Genomic DNA, 20,421 nt, shown 5'->3' with positions numbered 1-20,421 from the left:
CATGCGTGTGCTGCTGACCGGGCACAAGGGTTACCTGGGCACGGTGATGGCCCCGGTGCTGGCCGCCGCCGGCCACGAGGTGATCGGCCTCGACTCCGGTCTCTACGACACCTGCGTGCTGGGCCCCCGTCCCGAAGACCCCGAGGGCTACGAGGTCGACCTTCGTGACGTCACGGCCGAGCACGTGTCCGGAGTGGACGCCGTGATCCACCTCGGCGCGCTGTCCAACGACCCGCTCGGTTCGCTGGCGCCGGACCTGACCTACGACATCAATCACCACGCTTCGGTCAAGCTCGCCAAGCTGGCGAAGGACGCCGGGGTCAAGCGGTACCTCTACGCTTCGACGTGCTCGGTCTACGGCGCCTCGGGCGGCGACGGCCTGGTCGACGAGGACGCGCCGCTGCGCCCGGTGACGCCGTACGCCGAGTCGAAGGTGCGGGTGGAGGACGACGTCCAGGAGCTCGCGGACGACGACTTCAGCCCGGTGTACCTGCGCAACGCGACCGCGTTCGGCTTCTCGCCACGGCTGCGGGGCGACATCGTGCTCAACAACCTGACCGCGCACGCCCACCTCTCCGGTGAGGTGCTGGTGCTCTCCGACGGCACGCCGTGGCGGCCGCTGGTGCACGCCAAGGACATCGCGCGGGCCTTCACCGCGGCGCTGGAAGCACCGAGGGAAGCCATTCACGGCAAGGCGTTCAACATCGGCACCGAACGCAACAACGTGACCGTCGCCGAGATCGCCGAAGAGGTCGTCGAGGCCGTTCCCGGCTCGACGCTGCGGATCACCGGCGAGGCGGGCGCGGACCCGCGCTCCTACCGGGTCGACTTCTCCCGGTTCCGCGCGGCGATCCCCGGCTTCGAGTGCGACTGGTCGGTCAAGGACGGCGCGCTCGAACTGATCCAGGCCTACCGGACCCACGGCCTCACCGAGCACGGCTTCCAGCGCCTGTTCACCCGGCTGGCGCGGTTGCAGGACCGCACCGCCGCCGGCGAACTCGACGACACCTTGCGGCGTCGCTGATGACACACCGGGACCTGGAGACGGGCGCCGACCTCGAGAAGCTGGTCGAGCGCCTGTATCCGCTGTGCCGCAGCATCACCGGCGACGGCGTCCGCCGCACGCTGGAGATCGTCGGCGAGCACATCCCACTGGAGATCCACGAGGTCCCCACCGGCACCCAGGTGCTCGACTGGACGGTGCCGCGGGAGTGGAACATCCGCGACGCCTACATCAAGGACGCCTCCGGACGGCGCGTGGTCGACTTCGGCGAATCGAACCTGCACGTCGTCGGCTACAGCGTTCCGGTGTCGAGGAAGATGCCCCTCGCCGAACTGCGCGAACACCTGCACACTTTGCCGGATCAGCCGTCCTGGGTGCCGTACCGGACCAGCTACTACTCGCCGACGTGGGGTTTCTGCCTGGCACAGGACACCCTCGACGCGATGCCGGACGGCGAGTACGAGGTGCACATCGACTCCACTCTCGCCGACGGGCACCTCACCTACGCCGAACACGTCGTGCCGGGTGAGGTCACCGACGAGGTGATCATCTCCTGCCACACCTGTCATCCCTCGCTGGCGAACGACAACGTCGCCGGGATCGCGATCGCCGCCGCGTTCGCGCAGAAGCTCGAAAATCCCCACTACACCTACCGTTTCCTGTTCATGCCGGGGACGATCGGCGCCATCACCTGGCTCGCGCGCAACAACGAGCGCGTCGGCCGGATCAAGGCCGGGCTCGTCCTGGCGTGCGCCGGTGACCCGGGATCGCTGACCTACAAGCGAAGCCGCCGGGGCGACGCCGAGATCGACCGTGTCCTCGAGTACGTCCTCGCCGAACGCGAGCACAAGATCGTGGACTTCTCGCCGTACGGGTACGACGAGCGGCAGTTCTGCTCGCCCGGCTTCAACCTCGGGGTCGGATCGCTGACGAGGACGCCGTACGCGGGCTATCCCGAGTACCACACCTCCGCCGACAACCTCGATTTCGTCTCCACGGCGGCCATGGAGGAGACCCTCCAGACCCTGCGGGACGTGCACGCCGTCCTCGACCGCAACCGCAGCTACGTCAACCTCAGTCCCTACGGCGAGCCGCAGCTCGGCAAGCGCGGGCTGTACGACTCGCTCGGCGGGAGGAGCGACGCCAAACAAGCCCAGATGGCCATGCTCTGGGTGCTCAACCTCTCGGACGGCGAGCACAGCCTGCTCGACGTCGCCGAGCGGTCCGGGCTGCCGTTCGACTCCGTCGTCGCCGCCACTCGGGCGCTGCACGACGCCGGATTGCTCAAGGATTAGAGGCCGATGCGATCACTTCTGCGTTCCCAAGCCGTCCGGGCCATGGCCGGACGGCTCAGCTGGGGTTTGGGCGACCAGGCCGTCTCCAGCATCACCAACTTCGTGGTCGGGCTGTTCGTGGCGCGCTCGCTCGGCACGTTCGCCTTCGGCATGTTCAGCCTCGCTTGGGTCAGCTACGGCGTGGTGCTCAACCTTTCGCGCGGGCTGACGACGGATCCGCTGATGGTGCGGTTCTCCGGCGTGTCCACCGGATCCTGGCGGACGGCGACCGCCAAGGCGACCGGGACGGCGCTCTCCGCGGGTGTCGTCGCCGGTGTCATCAGTGTGCTCGCCGGTCTCGTGGTGGGTGGCCCCATCGGCGGCGCGTTCGTCGCGCTCGGGATCGTCATCCCCACCTTGCTGCTGCAGGACGCCTGGCGGTTCACCTTCTTCGCCGCCGGGCACGGGAAGAAGGCGTTCGTCAACGACGTCGTCTGGGGTATCGCGCTGATCCCGGCGCTGTTCATCGCGCACCGGTGGTTCGACACGGTCGTCGCGTTCATCCTGGCGTGGGGTCTGTCCGGGGCGGTCGCCGCCGGATACGGCGCCTTGCAGGCGGGGGTCCGGCCGGATCCGCGCGGCACGCTCGAATGGCTCAAACGACACCGCGACCTCGGTGCCCGGTACGTGGTCGAGAACGTCAGCAACGCCGGTTCGACCCAGCTGCGGATGTACGGGCTCGGCGCGATCGCCGGGCTCGCGAGTGTCGGCGCGGTCCGCGGCGCCGAACTGCTGCTCGGACCGTTCTTCGCCCTTTTGATGGGCCTTTCCCTGGTCACGGTGGCCGAAAGCGCACGGGTGCTCCAACGGGCCCCGCATCGCCTTCGGAACTTCTGCGCCGTTCTCGGCGCGGGCCAGGCGGTCGCGGCCCTGCTCTGGGGTCTCGCCCTGCTTCTGGTACCCGACGACGCCGGCCGGTTCGTGCTCGGTGACGTCTGGGATCCCGCCTCACAGTTGATCCTCCCGGTCACCATCGGCATCGCCGCCGCGGGATTCAACACCGGGGCGGCCGCCGGATTGCGTGCGCTCGGCGCTGCGAAAAGGAGCCTTCGCGCCCAGCTGATCAACTCGGCAGGCTACGTCTGTTTCGGGCTCATAGGCGCCTTCTTGGCCGGGGCGTCCGGATCCGCATGGGGGGTCGCGTTGGCGATCACCAGCGGGTCGGCGGTGTGGTGGCTCCAGCTGCATGCCGCGCTCAAGGAACATCTGACTTCGGAGAAGGAAGAAATGAGGACGTCATGAGCACCGCTCCTCGGCTGAGCATCGGGCTCCCGGTCTACAACGGCGAGGACTACCTCGCCGAATCGCTGGACGCACTCCTCGGCCAAAGCTACGAGAACTTCGAACTGATCATCTCGGACAACGCGTCCGCGGACCGCACCGAAGAGATCGGCCGCGAGTACGCGAAGCTGGATCCCCGCGTTCGCTACGTGCGCCAGCCGGTGAACATCGGCTGCGCGCCCAACCACAACTACTGCGTCGACGTCGCCCGCGGCGAGCTGTTCAAATGGGCCTCCGACGACGACCTCTACGCGCGCGACCTGCTGGAGCGCTGCGTCGAGGCGCTCGACGAACATCCCGAGTTCGTCCTCTCGCACTCGTGGACGGCGATGATCGACGAGAAGGGTGTCGTCACGCAGGCGCTGGAGTACCCGCTCAACACGGTCTCACCGCACGCCGCGGAACGGTTCCGCAGCACGCTGTTCGCGCCCGGCGGGGACGACGACGGCGCGGTCATCCGCACCGAGGTGCTGCGCCGCGTCGCGCCGCTGGACAGCTACCACCACGCGGATCGCACGATCATTTCGGAACTGGCCCTGCACGGCCGGTTCCACCAGGTGCCCGACTGGCTGTACTTCCGGCGGGACCACCCCGGCCGCTCCGAACACGAGCACCCGACCGTGCGCAGGCGGGCGGCCAACCTCGACCCGAAGCGGGCCGACAAGCTGCGCCACCCGATGGTCCGGCTGCTCGGCGAGTACGTCCTGGGTTACGTCACCGCGATCCGCAACGCGCCGATCTCCGGCGCCGAGAAGCGCGAGTGCTTCCGGTACCTGCGGCAATGGATGCTGAACCGGGCGGGGAACCCGGCCATGGGCCGGATGCCGGTCCAGGCCGAGGCCGAAACCGGACCGCGTGCGGTCTCCGTGGTCTCGGTCGTCGCCGGCCAGGAGGGACGAGTCCCTTGAGCTCGCCCGTGAGAATCGGGCTGTTCGGTCTCCTCGGGTCAGGGAATCTCGGCAACGACGGTTCCTTCGAGGCGGTTCTCGGGTATTTGCGCGCGGAGCATCCCGCTGCCGCGCTCAGTGTGATGTGCGGCGGTCCGGAGATCGTCGCGTCGCGCTACGGACTCGAGACGACCGCGTTGAACTGGTACCAGGGTGAGTACCGGACGGTCACTGGGCCGTTGTCCGTCGCCATGAAGGGATTCGGCAAACTCGTCGACGTCGTCCGCACGGCGGCGTGGGTGCGGCGCCAGGACGTGGTGATCGTGCCGGGGATGGGGGTCCTCGAATCCACCCTTCCCCTGCGGCCCTGGGGCTTCCCGTACATGCTGTTGCTGCTTTCGGCGGCCGGCAAGGTGGTCGGCACGAAGGTGGCGCTGGTGAGCGTCGGTGCCAGCGTGAGCACGCACCGGGTCACCCGGTCGATCATCGGCCGGGCCGCGCGGCTGGCGGCGTTCCGGTCCTACCGGGACGAGCCGTCGCGCGAGGCGATGCGCGCGATGGGGGTGGACGTCACGAACGACCGCGTCTACCCCGATCTCGCCTTCGCCCTTCCGGCACCGTCGGAACCGGTGCTGCCCCGCGCCGTCGGGGTCGGGGTGATGGCCTACTACGGCGGGAACGACGACCGGGCCCGCGCCGACGAGATCTACGAGTCCTATGTGGACAAGCTGACCCGGTTCGTCGCCGGACTGATCGCCGACGGCCGTCCGGTGCGGTTGTTCATCGGCGACCAGGCCGACCGCCAGGTGGTCGGCGAGATCATGCGGGAACTGGATTCCCCGCTGATCACCGCCGCCGACACGGCCACTTTGGACGATGTGCTGCTGGCGATGTCGGCGGTCGAGACGGTGGTCGCCACCCGGTACCACAACGTGCTGTGCGCGCTGAAACTGGCGAAACCGACGTTGTCCATCGGGTACGCCCACAAGAACGACGTCCTCATGACCGAGCTGGGTCTCGGAGAGTTCTGCCAGTCCGCCAAGGAGATCGACCTCGACGGGCTGGTGCGCCAGTTCGCCGAACTCGAAAGCCGGGCGGCCGAACTGACCGAAACCCTGGTGAAACGCGGCGCGGAGCAAGTACGACTGCTGGATGAGCAGTTCGCCGAACTGTCGGCCGCCTTCCTGCCGATGGGAGTCCGATGAAGACCATCCCGGTGCCCGCCATCGCGGGCGCGTACCTGTTCGAGCCGACACCGCACGCCGACGAACGCGGTTTCTTCAGCCGCACGTTCGACGCCGACGTCGTCCGGTCGGCCGGGATCGACCCGAACGGGTTCCTCCAGGACAGTGTTTCCCGGTCTCGAAAAGGAGTGCTGCGCGGGATGCATCTTCGTTCGGGCGCGGGCGAGGCGAAACTGGTCCGGTGTTCGTGGGGCGCCGTCTTCGACGTCGTCGTCGACCTGAGGCCGGATTCGCCGACCTTCCTCGGCAAGGAGACGTTCGAACTGTCCGGGGAGACGCAGGTTTCGCTGTACATCCCGGCCGGGTGCGCGCACGGGTTCCAGGCACTCACCGAATACGCCGACGTCTCCTACCGCATCGACCGCGCGCACGATCCGTCCGAAGACGTGGCGATCGCCTACGACGACCCCGAACTGGCGATCGACTGGCCGCTTCCGGCGGCCTTCGTCTCGGAGCGGGACCGCCGGGCCCTCCCGCTTTCCGCGGTATCACAGAACACGAGGTGAGAGCATGACCCGTCAGCTTCCCCAGTCCATGCGGGCCAACGAGCGCCTCCACGCGATGGTCCCCGGAGGCGCGCACACCTACGCCAAGGGAGATGACCAGTACCCGGAGAACCTGGCACCGGTCATCTCCCACGGGCGCGGCGCGCAGGTCTGGGACGTCGACGGGAACTCCTACATCGAGTACGGTTCGGGGCTGCGCGCGGTCAGCCTCGGGCACGTGCACCCGCGGGTCAGCGAAGCCGCCCACCGGGAAATCGACCGGGGTGCCAACTTCGCCCGTCCGTCCATTGTGGAAGAACGTGCGGCGGCGAAGTTCCTCGAAACCGTTCCGACCGCGGAGATGGTCAAGTTCGCCAAGAACGGTTCGGACGCCACCACGGCCGCGGTCAAGCTCGCCAGGGCGGCCACCGGCAGGCCGCTGGTGGCGATCTGCCGCGACCACGCCTTCTTCTCGACCGACGACTGGTTCATCGGCACCACGCCGATGTCGTCGGGCATCCCCGGCGAGGTCACCGACCTGACCGTGTCGTTCCCCTACGGTGACCTACCGGCCACGGAACAGGTGCTGAGGGAGCACGAAGGCCGGATCGCCTGCCTGATCCTGGAGGCGTCCACCCAGCTCGAACCGCCGCCCGGCTACCTCGCCGGGCTGCGGGAACTCGCGGACCGATACGGCTGCGTACTGGTCTTCGACGAGATGATCACCGGTTTCCGCTGGTCCGAAGCCGGCGCGCAAGGGCTTTACGGTGTCACGCCGGACCTTTCGACGTTCGGCAAGGCGCTCGGGAACGGGTTCGCCGTCTCGGCGCTGGCGGGAAGGCGCGAACTGATGGAACTCGGCGGCCTCCGTACCGGCGGGGAGCGGGTCTTCCTGCTGTCCACCACGCACGGCGCCGAGACGCATTCGCTGGCCGCCGCGATCGCGGTCATGGAGACCTACACCGAAGAAGGCATCGCCGCGCGGCTGCACGCGCTCGGCGACCGGCTCGCCGCCGGGGTCCGCGAAGTCGCGGCCTCGGCGGGGGTCGGGGAACACGTCGTCGTGCGCGGCCGGGCGAGCAACCTCGTCTTCGGCACGCTCGACGCGGAGAAGAAACCGTCGCAGGACTACCGAACGTTGTTCCTGCGGCAACTGGTCACGGGCGGGATCCTCGGACCGTCGTTCGTGGTCAGCAGCGCATTGTCCGAAGAAGACATCGACCGGACTGTCGAAGTGGTCTCGCAGGCCTGCCTCGTGTATCGCAAAGCGCTCGACGCGGATGATCCGGCGCCGTGGCTGGGTGGCCGTCCGGTGAAGCCGGTATTTCGGAGAAGGGTATGAGTTTAGGGATCGCACATCGCCCGGCCGGCTCGCGCGCGCTCTGCGTCGCGCTGTCGGTATTACTGCTCCAGGTCGCCGTTGAATCCACAGCGGTGGCGACTCCAGAGCCGACCCGAGGGGTGTGCGGCACGACCGTCGGCGTCCCTTCCGCACCGGAAGGCGCCCAGGTCGTCGAACCAGGTATCGATCTGACCGACAAGACCCGGTTCAGCCCACCGGGGAGCACGTTCTGGCTCGCGCCCGGCACGCACATCCTGAGTTCCGACCAGTTCGGGCAGGTGATGCCCAAGGACGGCAACGTCTACCTCGGCGCGCCCGGCGCCGTGCTGGACGGACGCGGGCTCAACCGCGCGGCCTTCACCACGCCGGCCAAGGACGTGGTGATCCGCGGGCTGACGATCCGCGGTTTCGTCGCCGAACGGGATCAAGGCGTCGTCAACCACGACTCCGGCGAACGCTGGACCATCGAAGGCAACGTCATCGAGGACAACGAAGGTGCCGGGATGATGACCGGGACCGGCCAGCGGGTGATCGGGAACTGCCTGCGGAACAACGGGCAGTACGGCATCAACGCCTACCGGTTCGGTGGCGGGCTGACCGATCTGGTGATCGAGGGCAACGAGATCTCCGGGAACAACACCGGTGACTGGGAGAAGAAGGTCCCGGGCTGCGGTTGCAGCGGCGGTGCGAAGTTCTGGGCCGTGAACGGCGCCGACATCGTCGGCAACTGGGTCCACGGCAACCACGGTGTCGGGCTCTGGGCCGACACGAACAACAACGATTTCCTCATCGAGGACAACCTGATCGAGGACAACGCCTCGGAAGGGCTGTTCTACGAGATCTCCTACAACCTGGAACTGGTCGGGAACACGTTCCGGCGCAACGCGCTGGTACAGGGACGCACCCGGGCCGCCAAGGGCGACAACTTCCCGGTCGCCGCGGTGTACATCAGCGAATCGGGCGGAGAACCGAGGCTGCCCGCCCGGACCAGTCAGATCGACATCCGGGGCAACATGTTCTCCGACAACTGGTCGGGGATCACGCTGTGGGAGAACGCCGACCGGTTCTGCAACAGCCCGGCCAACACCTCCACGCTGTCCTGTACGGCCCTGGTGTCGCCGACGCCCGCCTGCTCGGATCCGGGTATCAAGACCGAACCGCTGTACGGCGACTGCCGATGGAAGACACAGCGCGTTTCGGTGCACCAGAACACGTTCGAGTTCGATTCGACGATGGAGGGCTGTCTCGGCCTCTGCGGTCGGATGGCGGTGCTCTCGAACTACGGGACCTTCCCGGCCTGGTCGCCGTACCGGGGCGCGGTGGTCTCGGAGGCGATCACCTTCCGGCAGGACAACCGTTGGTACGACAACCAGTACTACGGGCCATGGACGTTCGTCGCCCACGACACGTCGCGGCGGCTGACCGCGGAACAATGGAAGGCGGCGCCCTATCTGCAGGACACCTGCAGCGGATTCGGAGAGTCGATGACGTGCTGAAGGTTCACCTGTAAGTGTCCATCTGAGACGGTCCGAAGTGGCCTACCGTTTCGGGTATGCCCGCGTTCCTGGTCATCTTGACGCTGCTCGCGACAGGGGTCGTCACGGCCTTACCGGCTTCGGCGGCTCCTGTCGCGGTTTGCGAGGCAGGACCGTCGAGTCCGTCGAAACCCGACGGCGCCGTGGTCGTCTCACCAGGGACGGATCTGTCCGCGAAGACGCGCGAGCTCCCGGCCGGCACGACGTTCTGGCTGGCCGGGGGCAAGCACACCCTGGATCCGGACGAATTCGGCCAGGTCATCCCGAAGGACGGCAACGCCTACCTCGGCGCACCCGGCGCGATTCTGGACGGTGGCGGCGTCAACCGCTACGCGTTCACCCAGCAGGCGCGCGATGTCGTCATCCGCGGCCTCACGATCCGCGGCTTCGCGGCGCCGCAGGATCAGGGCGTGGTGAACCACGACTCCGGCGAACACTGGATCATCGAGGGCAACACCATCGAGGACAACCGCGGCGCCGCGATGATGGCGGGACCGCGCCAGGAGATCCGGCGGAACTGCCTGCGGAACAACGGGCAGTACGGCATCAACGCCTACCGCGCCGGCGACGGGATCACCGGACTGCTCGTCGAGGGCAACGAGATCTCCGGGAACAACACAGACGACTGGGAAAAGCGGAACCCCGGCTGCGGTTGCAGCGGTGGCGCGAAATTCTGGGCCGTGAACGGCGCCGACATCCGCGGCAACTGGGTCCACCACAACCACGGCGCGGGCCTGTGGGCGGACACGAACAACAACGACTTCGTCATCGAAGACAACCTGATCGAGGACAACGAAGCCGAGGCGTTGTTCTACGAGATCTCCTACAACCTCGTGGTCCGCGGGAACACCTTCCGGCGGAACACGCTTGTCCAGGGCCGCGCTTTCGCCGCACGTGGCGACAATTTCCCGGTCGGGACGATCTATCTTTCCGAGTCGGGCGGGGAACCCCGTATTCGTGCCCGGACTTCTTCGGTGGAGATCGTCGACAACGTCTTCGAGGACAACTGGGCCGGAATCACCCTATGGGAGAACGCGGACCGCTTCTGCAACAGCCCGGCGAACACTTCGTCCGGCTCCTGCACTCGCTTGGTCCCTGCGGTATCGTCCTGTTCGGCGCCGGGGATCGCGTCTCGTCCGCTGTACGACGACTGCCGGTGGAAGACGCAGCGGGTGTCCATTCACGGCAACAAGTTCTCTCACGGGTCGGAGTGTTCGGATCTTTGTGGCCGGATGGCGCTCCTGGCGAACTTCGGGACTTATCCGGAGTGGTCGCCTTACCGCGGTGCCGTCGTTTCGGACGCGGTGACCTTTCGGCAGGAGAATCGGTGGTACGACAACGCTTACTCCGGGTCTTGGCGGTTCGTGGTTCATGACACTTCGCGGACTTTGGGGGTCTCGGAGTGGCAGGGGGCTCCTTACTCACAGGACGCTTGTAGCTCCTTCGGGGGTGGCGGGTGCTGAGGGGGCTCGCTCGGGTTCGGACCTCACACGACGATGTAGGAATTGGGACGTTGAACGTCCCAATTCCTACATCGTCACGGCCTTTTGGTCGTGAAAGGTACTTTCGTGCGAGCCGAGAGCGAAAATTGTCGGTGCTCTGTCGCACGATGTTCCGGTGCGACGAGGAATCTGGACAACCGACCCCCTGCTCACCGCTCCGGACCGGCCGGAAGTGGTCCGCGCGACCGATCTCGAACAGATCGGTGTGCCACGCCGGACCATCTCCCGTCGATGCGCGGCGGACGGCCCTTGGCGAACGCTGCTGCCCGGCGTCGTACTGCTCGGCAACGGTCCACCGACCGACGAGCACCGCGTCCGCGCCGTGGTGCTCCATGCCAGGCGGAACGCGGTGCTCACCGGCACTTGGGCGCTGCGGCGCCACGGCCTGGAACGGGTTCCTCGGCAAGAAAAGATCCATGTCCTCATTCCGGCGAACCGCGGTGTCGCCGATGCTGGATTCGCCCATGTGGAGCGAACTCACCGGCTGCCCCGCCCTCACTTGCGAGGAGATCTGCCGGTCGCCCCGGTCCCCCGAGCCGTCATCGACGCCGCCCGAAGACTCACCGACGAAGACGAAATCCAGGCGATGATGGCCGAGTCGGTCCAACGCCGCTTCTGCACCCCCGAAATGCTCACCCACGAACTCGACCAAGCAGGCCGCACCGGAACAGCGCTGCCCAGGAAGGCCCTGACCCCGCTCCTCGCCGGAGCGAGATCCGTTGCCGAGGCCGACGCCTGGCGCCTCTGGCGAAGATCCGGTCTTCCGCCGGGCCACTGGAACGTCCCGATCTACGACGCGAACGGCAACTACATCGCCACTCCCGACTTCTGGTGCGACGAGATCGCCTTCGCCTGGGAGATCGATTCCTACCGCCACCACGCGAATCTCGAAGATCATCGCGCCACCGTGGCCCGCAACGCGAGATACGTCGCCGCCGGGATCGTCGTGCTGCAGACCCTTCCCTCCCGGCTGCGCACTGAGCCGGACGAGGTCGAGCGCGAGCTTCAAGCCGCGTTCCGGACCGCGCAGGCTCGCCCTCGCCCGGCCGTCATGCGGGCCGCGTGAGCCGGTCCACCGCCCACCCCACCACCGGCACCACCGCGACAGCCACCCCGAAACCCCCGAAAGTGTCCGTCGGATAGTGCGCCCCCAGCGCCACCTCGGCCCACCCCATCGCGAGCCCCGCGAACGCGACCAGCCCCACCAGCACCCAAGCACCGCCGACAGGGCCGAGATCACGTACGTCGATCACCAGCAGCGCGACGACCGTCGCCACGGTCACCGCGAAAGCCGTGTGCCCGCTGGGATAGGAAAGGAACTCACCGTGGATCAGCCTGCCGGTCAGGGGTTTCAGTCCGGTGGTCAGCGCCACCGTCACCCCGGAGGCGACCACCATCAGGATCGCCATTCGCGGCCGCCGGTGCCGCAGGCACAGCCAGCCGAACAGCGCGATCACCACCACGGCGCCCACCGGTTCGCCCGCGAAGTCGATCGCGGTCGCCAGATACCAGAGCGGGCCTTCGACGCGGTCGACGACCGGCAACACGAGGGCGTCCAGTCCGGCGGTGTGGGAGGTCCCGGCATAGCGCAAGCCGAGGACAAGGGCGACGAGGAAACCGAAGGCGCCCAGAGCCCAGAGTGGGACCCGCGCCCGCGGCGGGAGTGCGGGCGGACCAGTGATCACGCGTCGATCGCGGCCTGGTAGCCGCCGATCAGCCGTTCGAGGCCGATCTTCGGCGTGAACTCCTGCTCGTACACCAGTCTGGCCGCCCAGCCCATCTCCTGGTTCCGCTCGGCGTCGCCGACGACCTCCCGCAGCCGTGCCGCGAGCGACTCGGGGTCGCCGGGCTCGTGCAGCAGGCCGGTGACGCCGTCTTCCACCAGTTCGCGGAAGGCGCCGTGGCCCGCGGCGACGGTCGGGACACCGGCTGCCATCGCCTCGACCACGACCAGGCCGAACGCCTCCAGCCATTCCGAGGGGGCGACGACGGCGTTCGAGCGGGCGATCAGATCCCGGCACTCCTCTTTGGACTGGAGCCCGACATAGCGGACGTCGTCGCGGCCGTGTGCCCAGCGCGCGACCTCGTCCTGCATCGGACCGGTGCCCGCGATCACGAGCGGCGGCAGCGGGCCGCCCACCGCGGTGAGCCGGTCCCAGGCCTTCATCAGCAGGCCGATGCCCTTTTCCTCGGTGATCCGGCCGAGGAACAGCACATGCTCCCCCGCGCCCTTGCGCGTCTTGCCCGGATCGGCGACGAAGTTGTACTTCACCGCGAGCCGCTCGGCGGGCATCCCGGCGGCGATCAGCACCTCGCGTTGCGCCCGCGAGATGCAGAAGAACCGCGAAACCCCGGTCCACCAGCGGTTGCGGTTCAGCATCAGGCTCGCGGCCATCGGCACGGTGGCGAGCCCCGAGCCGCGATAACACCCGTGCCGCACGGCCGGGATCGGCGTGCGTCCCACGCAGTCGGTGCAGATGTAGCCCTCGCGGTACAGCGTGCCGGGCGGGCAGATCAGGGTGTAGTTGTGCACGGTCGCGACCGTCGGCACACCTGCCTCGGCACAAGCGGCCAGCACCGAAGGCGACAGCAGCGGGAACGTGTTGTGGATGTGGACGACGTCCGGCCGGTCGTCGGCGAGGCGCCGGGCGAGTTCCGCGCGCACGGCGCGGTTCCACGGCACCTGGAGCGGGACGACGGCCTTGCGCGGCAAGGACATCTCCGCGATGTCGTCGCTGCGCCGCTCGAACAGGCCGACGTCGTGCCCGGCCTCGGCCAGCAGCGCGATCTCCTGGTCGACGACGTTGTTCTCACCGCTCGGCTGCTCGGATCTGTACCGATTGTGGATCACGAGGACCTTCACGCCGTCTCCTTGAGGAACTCGGGTTCGTCGGCGGGCACTCGCACCAGTAGCGACGCGGCCAGGGCCAGGTGCAGCAGGTACGGCGACGCGTCGCCGAGGCCCGCCTCGGTGTAGGAGGCGGAAAGACAGTAGGTGATCAGGAAGATCGCGCACGCCCTGGCGGGCGACGGCGGCCGCAGCACCGCGACCACGACCAGCACGAGCAGGAACGCCGCCACGATCGCGATCCCGACGAAACCCTGCTCGTGGTAGACCGCGAGCCAGCTGCTGTCGATCGGGAGCCCGTCGTAAGACTTGTCGGTCAGGCCGACGCCGAACAGGTACTCCAGCGTCGTGCGCGGCGCGTCGAGCAGCGCGTCCCACACCTTCGCCCGGCCCGTGAGGCTGGAAAAGTTCTCCTCGGACTGTCCCCGCAGGAACCACGTCTGGAGCAGCCCGCCCAGCACCACCACGGCGAACACCCCGCCGAGGACCAGTCCGGTGAACACCTTGCGGGCCCGGGCGCTGGACATCCATTGCGACATCAGCGCCACGATGGTCCCGGCGACCAGGCCGAGCATCGCGGTGCGGGTGTGGGTCAGCAGCAGGATGCCGAAGGTCGGGACGATGACGATCAGCGCGTTCCGCCGGTCCAGTTTCCCGCCGAGCCACAACAGGGTCGTGAGGCCGATGACGACGGCCGCGTACTGGCCGACCTGCGGCGGCGTCAACGGCCACAGCGTTCCGGTGAGCCGCCCGCCGTACTCGAACGGCATCGCGTTGCCCGGGCTCAGCGCGAATCCGATCACCACCGTCACCAGCACCGCGCCGTAGGTGCGGATGTGCTGGCGGACGAGGTCGAGACCACCGTCCCACCAGCGGGTCAGCAACCACAGGGTGCTGAGGAAGAGGGTGAACCGGAAGCAGCGGAACAGCGCGCCGAACCCGCCTTCCAGGTTCAGGCTCGCGACGATGCTCAGCACCAGCAACAGCGTGAGCAGGAAGAGATAGGCGCTCGGCCTGACCCGCAGCCTGCTGTTGAGTGCCAGCGCGATCAGGAAGGCGGCGCCCAGCGCGCCCATGGTGATCAGCTGGCTGACCGACCTCGGCAGCGGGATGACCGTCTTCGCGCCGGTCGAGCCCAGGGTGTTGACGATCAGCAACGTCCAGGCGATACCGACCGCCTTGGGCGTGCTCCGGCGAATCGCCGCTTCGGCCCGGACCGCGGGATCGAGCATGTCAGCCACCTCCCGCACGCGTGAACTTGCTGCCCTGGTCCTGACGGTACGGCGCGCCCTGCCATTCACCGAAGCCCAGCACCCGGCTCGGCTCGAAGCCCACGAAGTTCCACGGCCCGGAGTAGGTGTTGTCGTAGAACCGGTTGCCCTGGTCGAAGGTGATCGCCCGCTGGACGACCTCGCCCTTGTACGGCGACCACTCCGGGAACGTGCCGAAGTTCGCGAGCATCGCCATCCGCGCGCAGCTTTCTTCGCAGTTGGCGACGGCCGGGTCGAGCGCGAACCGGTTGTGGTGGATCTCGACGCGCTGGGTCTTCCACCGGCAGTCGGCGTTCAGCGGGCCCGACGCGATCCCGGGCTGGGCGCATTTCGCCTGTTCTGGCACCAATCGCGTGCAGGAGCCGGACGACGTGTTGGCCGGGCTGTTGCAGTACCGGTCGGAGTTCTCCCACAGGGTGACGCCGTTCCAGTTGTTCTCGAACGAGTTGCCGGAGATCTCCAGTTTGTCCGTGCGGGCCTTCACCCTCGGCTCGCCGCCGGACTCGGAGATGTAGATCGACGCCACCGGAAAGCTGTCGCCGCGGTCGATGTAGCCCTTGCCGTCCACCCAGTTGTTGCGGCGGATGGTGTTGCCGCTGATGACGGCGTTGTAGCTGGTCTCGTACATCAGGGCGGAGCCGTCGTTGTTCTCGATGACGTTGCCCTCGATGCGGAAGTCGTTGTTGTTCGTGTCGGCCCACAGCCCGACACCGCGGTTGTCGTGCACCCAGTTGCCCCGGATGTCGGCGCCGTCGACCGACCAGAACTTGATCCCGCCGGTGCAGCCGCAGCCGTCGATCTTGCTTTCCCAGTCACCGGTGTTGTTCCCGGTGATCTCGTTGCCCTCGACGACGAGACCGGTGATCTTGTTGCTCTGCGCGTACGCGTTCATCCCGTACTGCCCGTTGCGCCGCAGGCAGTTCCCCCGGACCTGCTGCCGCGCGCCCGCCATCAGCGCCGCGCCGTCGTTGTCCTGGACGGCGCTGTGCTCGATGACCCAGCCGTCGGCCGAATCGTGGTTGACCACGCCCTCGTCGTGCGGTGCGGCGAAGCCCCGCACGGTCAGGTTCTGGATCTTGACGTCGGTGGCGTCGCCGGAGAACGCGTACTGGTTGATCTTCCGGCCGTCGAGCACCGCTTGCGGGCCGCCCAGGTAGACGTTGCCCACCTTCGGGTTGACCTGGTCGTAGCGGTCGTCGCCGAGTTTGTGCGTGCCCGGTGCCAGCCAGAACGTCGTCCCGGGCGGGCTCGACCGCGTTTTCGCGGCGAGGTCGCCCGGCACCGCCGGATCGATCTTCACCGCCCCCGCCGGCGCCTCCGCCGGACCCGGCGGCAACTTGTCGCACACCCGCGCTGTCGAACCGGACGGCGCCTTCGCCGGATCCGGTCCGGGCCCGGCCTCGTCGGCCGGGGTGGTGCAGGAGACGAGCGCCAGCGGGCCGAGCAGCACCACTAGCGCTGCCCGGCGGAGACGATGCGATCGTGCGGTCACGATGGGGGATCCTCGTTACCTGTGTCGAAGGTGAGCCGGGTGGACAACGTGCCCCCGGCGCCGGCGGTTCCGGCTCCGAGCACCGTCCACGCGGGCTCGCGGCGGCCGAACCCGGCCGAGTACCAGCCGAGCGGCGGTCCGGTCTCGCCGCGATGCGCCGACCATCGTAATTCGGGCGGCAGCGCGAGCGAAGCCGTCCGCTCCTGGCCGTCGACCGTCCAGGACAGCGTCGCCGTCCCGCCGGAAAGCACGACCTCGACGGCCGGGCCGAAGTGGAACGCGAGACGGCATGGCTGTGCCTCACCGCCGCGGACCTCGTCCACGATCCGCAGCGTCGAGTCCTCCAGCTCCACCGACCGTTGATGGACCACCGGGGCGTAGCCGTCGTGTTCGGCACTCCAGCGTGACGGCGTCCCGGCCGCGATCACGGTGGTGACGGCGTGCTTCGTCCACAGGAACGGGCCACCGGACACGGACTGGTCGGCACGGGAGAGTTCGAGCGTGTTGTGCGCGGCCGTCGACCGGAAGTACGTCCGCCACTTCGGTTCGCCGTGGTAGCAGTAGGTTCCGGGGTCGGCGAGGATGTCGACACCGTCGTGCCGGACCTCGACCGAGAGCGCGTCCGCGTGCGCGTGCGCGGCGATGGACAGGAAGCCGTGCGGCCCGCCGTCGCAGCGGCACCAGATCTCGCCGTCACGCAGGATGGTCATCCCGGCGTCGGCGAAGTCGTCCCGGCGCCGGACCGGACGCTTCGAGCGGACCTGGATGTCCTTGACCAGCACGGAGAACAGCGGAGTGCGGACGTCCCCGCCGCGAACCTCCGGCCACCAGTCCAACCGTCCGAAAAGGACTGACCCGGTGTTGAGCAGCGACGCCCAGCGACTGGTCTCGTCACCGTCGACGATGAGGCCGAAGCCGTCGTCGGCGTCGCCTTGCCGCGGCGGCCGCAGCCGATTGTCCACCATGGACGCCAGCGCGTCGGTCATCCGCAGCAGCACGAGCCAGGTCGACTCGGGCACCGCGACACCGGCGGCCTTCGCCTCCAGCGCCCCGGCGAGCCCGAGTTCCAGGACGAGGCCGTGATACTCGGTGGCGAGTTCACGGTTGACACCGGAGTCGAAGGTGTTGTGCCGCACCATTTTGTCCAGCGACGCCAGTGCCGAATCCCGCCACTGGACCGATTCCGGGAACCAGCCGAACGCGCAGGCGGCCGCGAGCTGCCCGGCGTCCTCGGCGATCACGTGGTTGTTCGCCGACGAACCCCGGCTCGGGAACGCGGCCAGCCAGCGCTGGTGATGCCAGATCTGGTTGAGCGCCACCGGGTTGTCCTCGAACAGCGCCGGTGCCCGCACCCAGCCGTCGAGCAGCCGCCGGACCCACACCCACGACAGCAGCCGGATGCCGAGTTCGATCCCGCTGACCCAGTGCACCCCGCGCATCGGCGGGTTCGCCGCCCACCAGGACTTCAGGTGCGCGGCGACACGCTCGGCGTACCGGTCCTCACCGGTCAGGGCGTACGCGGCGGCCAGCACGGTGAGGTGCTGGTGCCGCGACGGCTCCCAGATCTGCTTGATGTCGCCGACAGCGTCTTCGCTCCGATACGGGATGTCGAAGGAGTACACATCGGACGGTGCGCGTCGACCGGTCTTAGGGTCGTACGACCAGTCCGGGTCGACGAGGTCGTCCCGCTCGACGCCGAAGTACTCGGCGCGGCCGTCCATGAGCCGGTCCGCCTTGACGAGCAGGTCCTTGACCGCCTCGCCGGAGACGGCGGCGAGGACGTCTTCGCCCGGCACCCGCGTGAACCGCCGGTCCGGCAGCCAGGCCGCCTGCTCGCCCGCGACCCCGCGCCACTGGCGTTTGCGCACGACGTCGGTGACCCGGCCCGCGATCTCGGCGGGCCCCATCCGCGACAGTCTTCGCAGGTACCAGGACGGATCCATCAGCCGAGCCCTTCCTTGGCGTTGATCCGCACCGGCGCCCCGGTTTCGAGGCTGCGGTTGACCGCGAGCGTGGCCAGCGTGGTCGAGACGAGCGAGTCGACGGACACCGGCATCGACACCCCGGTCTTCAGCGCGTTGACGAACGCTTCGAGTTCGGCGGCCTGGCCCTTGTCACGGCCCTTGGGGATGCGGGAGCTGGCCCACTTCTTGCGGCCGAACACCGACGCGCGCGCGAAGTCGTCGAACTTCAGCACCTTGCCGTCGGCGGTGACGTCGATCGTTTCCTTGGGAAACGCCGACGAGCCGCTGGTGGTGTACGCGATCGACGCGGTCGAGCCGTCCGGGTGGCGCAGCAGGATCTGGAGGTCTTGGTGCCCCGGGGTCGCGGTGGCGTACACCGAGACCGGATCGGACCCGAGTAGCCAGCTGACCGTGTCGATGAAGTGCCCGCCCTCGCCCGCGAACCGCGAACCCTCGCTGTCGGACTGGTTGTACCAGCTGCCCGCGTCGAGCTGACCGGCGTTGACCAGGTATCGCACGGAAGCCGGGCCGATCCGCGGTCCGAAGTGGAGCACCGATTCGTTCAGCAGCGGGGCGAACCGGCGATTGAAGCCGACCTGCAGCCGGTCGTTGCCGGACTCCTCGATCGCGCCGAGCACGATCTCGAGTTCCTTCTCCGACAGCGCGAGGGGCTTCTCGACGAAGACGGCCTTGCCCGCGAGCAGCGCCCGCCGGGTCAGCTCGGCGTGCGAGCTGTGCCGGGTCACGATGAACACGGCGTCGATCGCGGAGTCCGCGAGCATCGTGTCGAGATCGGTGGTGGCGCGGGCGAACCCGAACTTGCGCTTGGCGTTCGCGCCCGAGAGCGCGGAGGTGGTGACGACCTCGGTGAGGTGGACATGCTCCATCTCCGCCAGCTGCGGCAGGAGCATGGAGGACGCGTAGTTGCCCGCTCCGATGAACCCGATCCGCACGCCGCCTGCCTTCGGCGCCGCACGAACGGCCGAGGGCTTCGGCACGGAAACCGAGGTGACCTGCTCGGTCGTGGCGGCGGCACGCTTCTCGTACTCGAACAGCACCGCGACGGCCTTGAGCTCGCCCTCGTTCAGCTTCCGGTACGTCTCGACGGCGTCGGAGAAGTCCGAGACGTGCGAGATCAGCGGCTCGACGTCGAGACGGCCGCTGCCCATCAGGTCGATGACGCATTCGAGGTTGCGGCGTTCGGTCCAGCGGACCTGGCCGATCGGGTAGTCGCGACCCTCGAGTTCGTACTCCGGGTCGTAGCGGCCGGGGCCGTACGAGCGGGAGAACCGGACGTCGAGTTCCTTTTCGTAGTAGGCGTTCCACGGCAGGTTCAGCGAGCATTTGCCGATGTCGATCACCCGGCCGCGGTCGCGGCTCAGCTTCGCGGCCAGCTCCACCGGCTCGTTCGTGCTGCCGCCCGCGGCGAGATATACCTGGTCGACACCGTGCCCGGCGCTGATCTCCGCGACCGCGGTGTCGATGACGCCGGAGCCCGGGTCGCCGCATTTGAGCGCACCGAGCTGTTCGGCCAGCGCGCAGCGGGTCGGATCCGGGTCGACGCCGACCACGCGGACACCGGAGGCGACCAGTAGCTGCACGACCAGCTGGCCGATCAGGCCCAGCCCGATGACCAGCGCGATGTCGCCGATCTGCGGTTCACCGCGCCGGACGCCCTGCATCGCGATCGAGCCGACGGTGCCGAACGCGGCGTGCCGCGGGTCGACGCCGTCGGGCACCCGGGAGTACAGGTTCTTGGGCACCCAGTTCAGCTCCGAGTGCAGCGCGTGCTCGTTTCCGGCGCACGCCACGAAATCGCCGACGGAGACGTCGTCGATCCCTGGCCCGACTTCCTCGACCACACCGCAGAGCGAATACCCCAAGGGGGTGTAGGAGTCGAGTTTGTTCATCGCCTTGCGGTAGGTGGCGCCCAGGCCGTTCGTCGCGACGCTCTGCATCACCTTCGCGACCTGGTCCGGCCGCGCCTTCGCCTTGCCGACCAGGGAAAGGCTCGCCTCCGACACCTTCATCATCTCGGTGCCGGTGGAGATCAGCGAATAGGCGGTGCGGACCAGCACACCCCCCGGTTTGCACGCCGGGACTCCGACGTCGAGAAGCGCCAGCTCCCCGCTCTTGTAGTTCTGTACTACCTGCTTCACGTCGCTCCTAGTGGGGTACGGCAAGGTGAGGTGTGGAGGCGGAGATATCGCGCGGCTCGGTTCGGTCGCGAGTG

General features: G+C 68.2%; 16 protein-coding genes. 10 read left to right on the top strand and 6 right to left on the bottom strand.

Annotated features, from left to right (window positions below; all coding sequences use genetic code 11):
• Position 1: 1 nt before the first annotated feature.
• The 10 genes from BS329_RS28760 to BS329_RS44730 all read left to right on the top strand — a co-directional run bounded on the left by BS329_RS28760 (position 2) and on the right by BS329_RS44730 (position 11,679).
• Positions 2–1,024, top strand: a complete 1,023-nt coding sequence (locus BS329_RS28760; protein WP_076164330.1) for an NAD-dependent epimerase/dehydratase family protein — start codon at positions 2–4, stop codon at positions 1,022–1,024.
• On the top strand, positions 1,024–2,298 hold the full coding sequence (locus BS329_RS28755) for a DUF4910 domain-containing protein (protein WP_076164329.1): 1,275 nt from the start codon (positions 1,024–1,026) through the stop codon (positions 2,296–2,298). The genes BS329_RS28760 and BS329_RS28755 overlap by 1 nt, the downstream gene beginning before the upstream one ends.
• Before the next feature lie 6 nt (positions 2,299–2,304).
• Complete coding sequence (locus BS329_RS28750) at positions 2,305–3,579, top strand: MATE family efflux transporter (RefSeq protein ID WP_076164328.1); 1,275 nt, start codon at positions 2,305–2,307, stop codon at positions 3,577–3,579.
• Complete coding sequence (locus BS329_RS28745) at positions 3,576–4,526, top strand: glycosyltransferase family 2 protein (RefSeq protein WP_076164327.1); 951 nt, start codon at positions 3,576–3,578, stop codon at positions 4,524–4,526. The genes BS329_RS28750 and BS329_RS28745 overlap by 4 nt, the downstream gene beginning before the upstream one ends.
• Positions 4,523–5,710 (top strand): polysaccharide pyruvyl transferase family protein, encoded by a 1,188-nt coding sequence (locus tag BS329_RS28740; protein WP_076164326.1) that lies wholly within the window; start codon positions 4,523–4,525, stop codon positions 5,708–5,710. The genes BS329_RS28745 and BS329_RS28740 overlap by 4 nt, the downstream gene beginning before the upstream one ends.
• A complete protein-coding gene (rfbC, locus tag BS329_RS28735; RefSeq protein ID WP_076164325.1) occupies positions 5,707–6,255 on the top strand; it encodes a dTDP-4-dehydrorhamnose 3,5-epimerase in 549 nt (182 codons plus the stop codon). The genes BS329_RS28740 and rfbC overlap by 4 nt, the downstream gene beginning before the upstream one ends.
• A 4-nt stretch (positions 6,256–6,259) precedes the next feature.
• Complete coding sequence (locus BS329_RS28730; protein ID WP_076164324.1) at positions 6,260–7,576, top strand: glutamate-1-semialdehyde 2,1-aminomutase; 1,317 nt, start codon at positions 6,260–6,262, stop codon at positions 7,574–7,576.
• Positions 7,573–9,072, top strand: coding sequence for a right-handed parallel beta-helix repeat-containing protein (locus BS329_RS28725; RefSeq protein WP_244197321.1), 1,500 nt, complete (start codon positions 7,573–7,575; stop codon positions 9,070–9,072). Before BS329_RS28730 ends, BS329_RS28725 begins: the two co-directional genes overlap by 4 nt.
• A 56-nt stretch (positions 9,073–9,128) precedes the next feature.
• The gene (locus BS329_RS28720; RefSeq protein WP_084750267.1) at positions 9,129–10,574 is read left to right on the top strand and encodes a right-handed parallel beta-helix repeat-containing protein; all 1,446 of its coding nucleotides are present in this window, start codon (positions 9,129–9,131) and stop codon (positions 10,572–10,574) included.
• Between the two features lie 154 nt (positions 10,575–10,728).
• Positions 10,729–11,679: a hypothetical protein gene (locus BS329_RS44730; RefSeq protein ID WP_244197320.1), complete on the top strand. Its 951-nt coding sequence runs from the start codon at positions 10,729–10,731 to the stop codon at positions 11,677–11,679.
• Here BS329_RS44730 and BS329_RS28710 read toward each other — a convergent pair.
• Genes BS329_RS28710 through BS329_RS28685 form a run of 6 tightly spaced genes read right to left on the bottom strand, consistent with a single transcriptional unit; the run spans position 11,663 to position 20,347 of the window.
• A complete protein-coding gene (locus BS329_RS28710; RefSeq protein ID WP_076164322.1) occupies positions 11,663–12,298 on the bottom strand; it encodes a phosphatase PAP2 family protein in 636 nt (211 codons plus the stop codon). The genes BS329_RS44730 and BS329_RS28710 overlap by 17 nt on opposite strands.
• Positions 12,295–13,476 (bottom strand): glycosyltransferase family 4 protein, encoded by a 1,182-nt coding sequence (locus tag BS329_RS28705; protein WP_076164321.1) that lies wholly within the window; start codon positions 13,474–13,476, stop codon positions 12,295–12,297. Before BS329_RS28705 ends, BS329_RS28710 begins: the two co-directional genes overlap by 4 nt.
• On the bottom strand, positions 13,473–14,693 hold the full coding sequence (locus BS329_RS28700; RefSeq protein ID WP_084750263.1) for an O-antigen ligase family protein: 1,221 nt from the start codon (positions 14,691–14,693) through the stop codon (positions 13,473–13,475). The genes BS329_RS28705 and BS329_RS28700 overlap by 4 nt, the downstream gene beginning before the upstream one ends.
• A gap of 1 nt (position 14,694) precedes the next feature.
• On the bottom strand, positions 14,695–16,224 hold the full coding sequence (locus BS329_RS28695; RefSeq protein ID WP_076164320.1) for a right-handed parallel beta-helix repeat-containing protein: 1,530 nt from the start codon (positions 16,222–16,224) through the stop codon (positions 14,695–14,697).
• Positions 16,221–18,167, bottom strand: coding sequence for a heparinase II/III family protein (locus BS329_RS28690; RefSeq protein WP_076164319.1), 1,947 nt, complete (start codon positions 18,165–18,167; stop codon positions 16,221–16,223). Before BS329_RS28690 ends, BS329_RS28695 begins: the two co-directional genes overlap by 4 nt.
• Entirely contained in the window at positions 18,167–20,347 is a 2,181-nt protein-coding gene (locus BS329_RS28685; RefSeq protein ID WP_076164318.1) for a bi-domain-containing oxidoreductase, read from the bottom strand. The genes BS329_RS28690 and BS329_RS28685 overlap by 1 nt, the downstream gene beginning before the upstream one ends.
• Between the last annotated feature and the right edge of the window lie 74 nt (positions 20,348–20,421).

Origin of the sequence: Amycolatopsis coloradensis (genome assembly GCF_001953865.1) — a bacterium.
In the GTDB taxonomy this organism is placed as follows: Bacteria; Actinomycetota; Actinomycetes; order Mycobacteriales; family Pseudonocardiaceae; genus Amycolatopsis; species Amycolatopsis coloradensis.
The sequence above is the reverse complement of the archived record's forward strand: the minus strand, read 5'-3'. Positions and strand labels throughout refer to the sequence as shown.

Coding starts and splice junctions, on each gene's coding strand:
- BS329_RS28760 (WP_076164330.1), top strand. CDS start 2: ATGCGTGTGCTGCTGACCGGGCACAAGGGTTACCTGGGCACGGTGATG.
- BS329_RS28755 (WP_076164329.1), top strand. CDS start 1,024: ATGACACACCGGGACCTGGAGACGGGCGCCGACCTCGAGAAGCTGGTC.
- BS329_RS28750 (WP_076164328.1), top strand. CDS start 2,305: ATGCGATCACTTCTGCGTTCCCAAGCCGTCCGGGCCATGGCCGGACGG.
- BS329_RS28745 (WP_076164327.1), top strand. CDS start 3,576: ATGAGCACCGCTCCTCGGCTGAGCATCGGGCTCCCGGTCTACAACGGC.
- rfbC (WP_076164325.1), top strand. CDS start 5,707: ATGAAGACCATCCCGGTGCCCGCCATCGCGGGCGCGTACCTGTTCGAG.
- BS329_RS28730 (WP_076164324.1), top strand. CDS start 6,260: ATGACCCGTCAGCTTCCCCAGTCCATGCGGGCCAACGAGCGCCTCCAC.
- BS329_RS28725 (WP_244197321.1), top strand. CDS start 7,573: ATGAGTTTAGGGATCGCACATCGCCCGGCCGGCTCGCGCGCGCTCTGC.
- BS329_RS28720 (WP_084750267.1), top strand. CDS start 9,129: ATGCCCGCGTTCCTGGTCATCTTGACGCTGCTCGCGACAGGGGTCGTC.
- BS329_RS28700 (WP_084750263.1), bottom strand. CDS start 14,693: ATGCTCGATCCCGCGGTCCGGGCCGAAGCGGCGATTCGCCGGAGCACG.
- BS329_RS28690 (WP_076164319.1), bottom strand. CDS start 18,167: ATGGATCCGTCCTGGTACCTGCGAAGACTGTCGCGGATGGGGCCCGCC.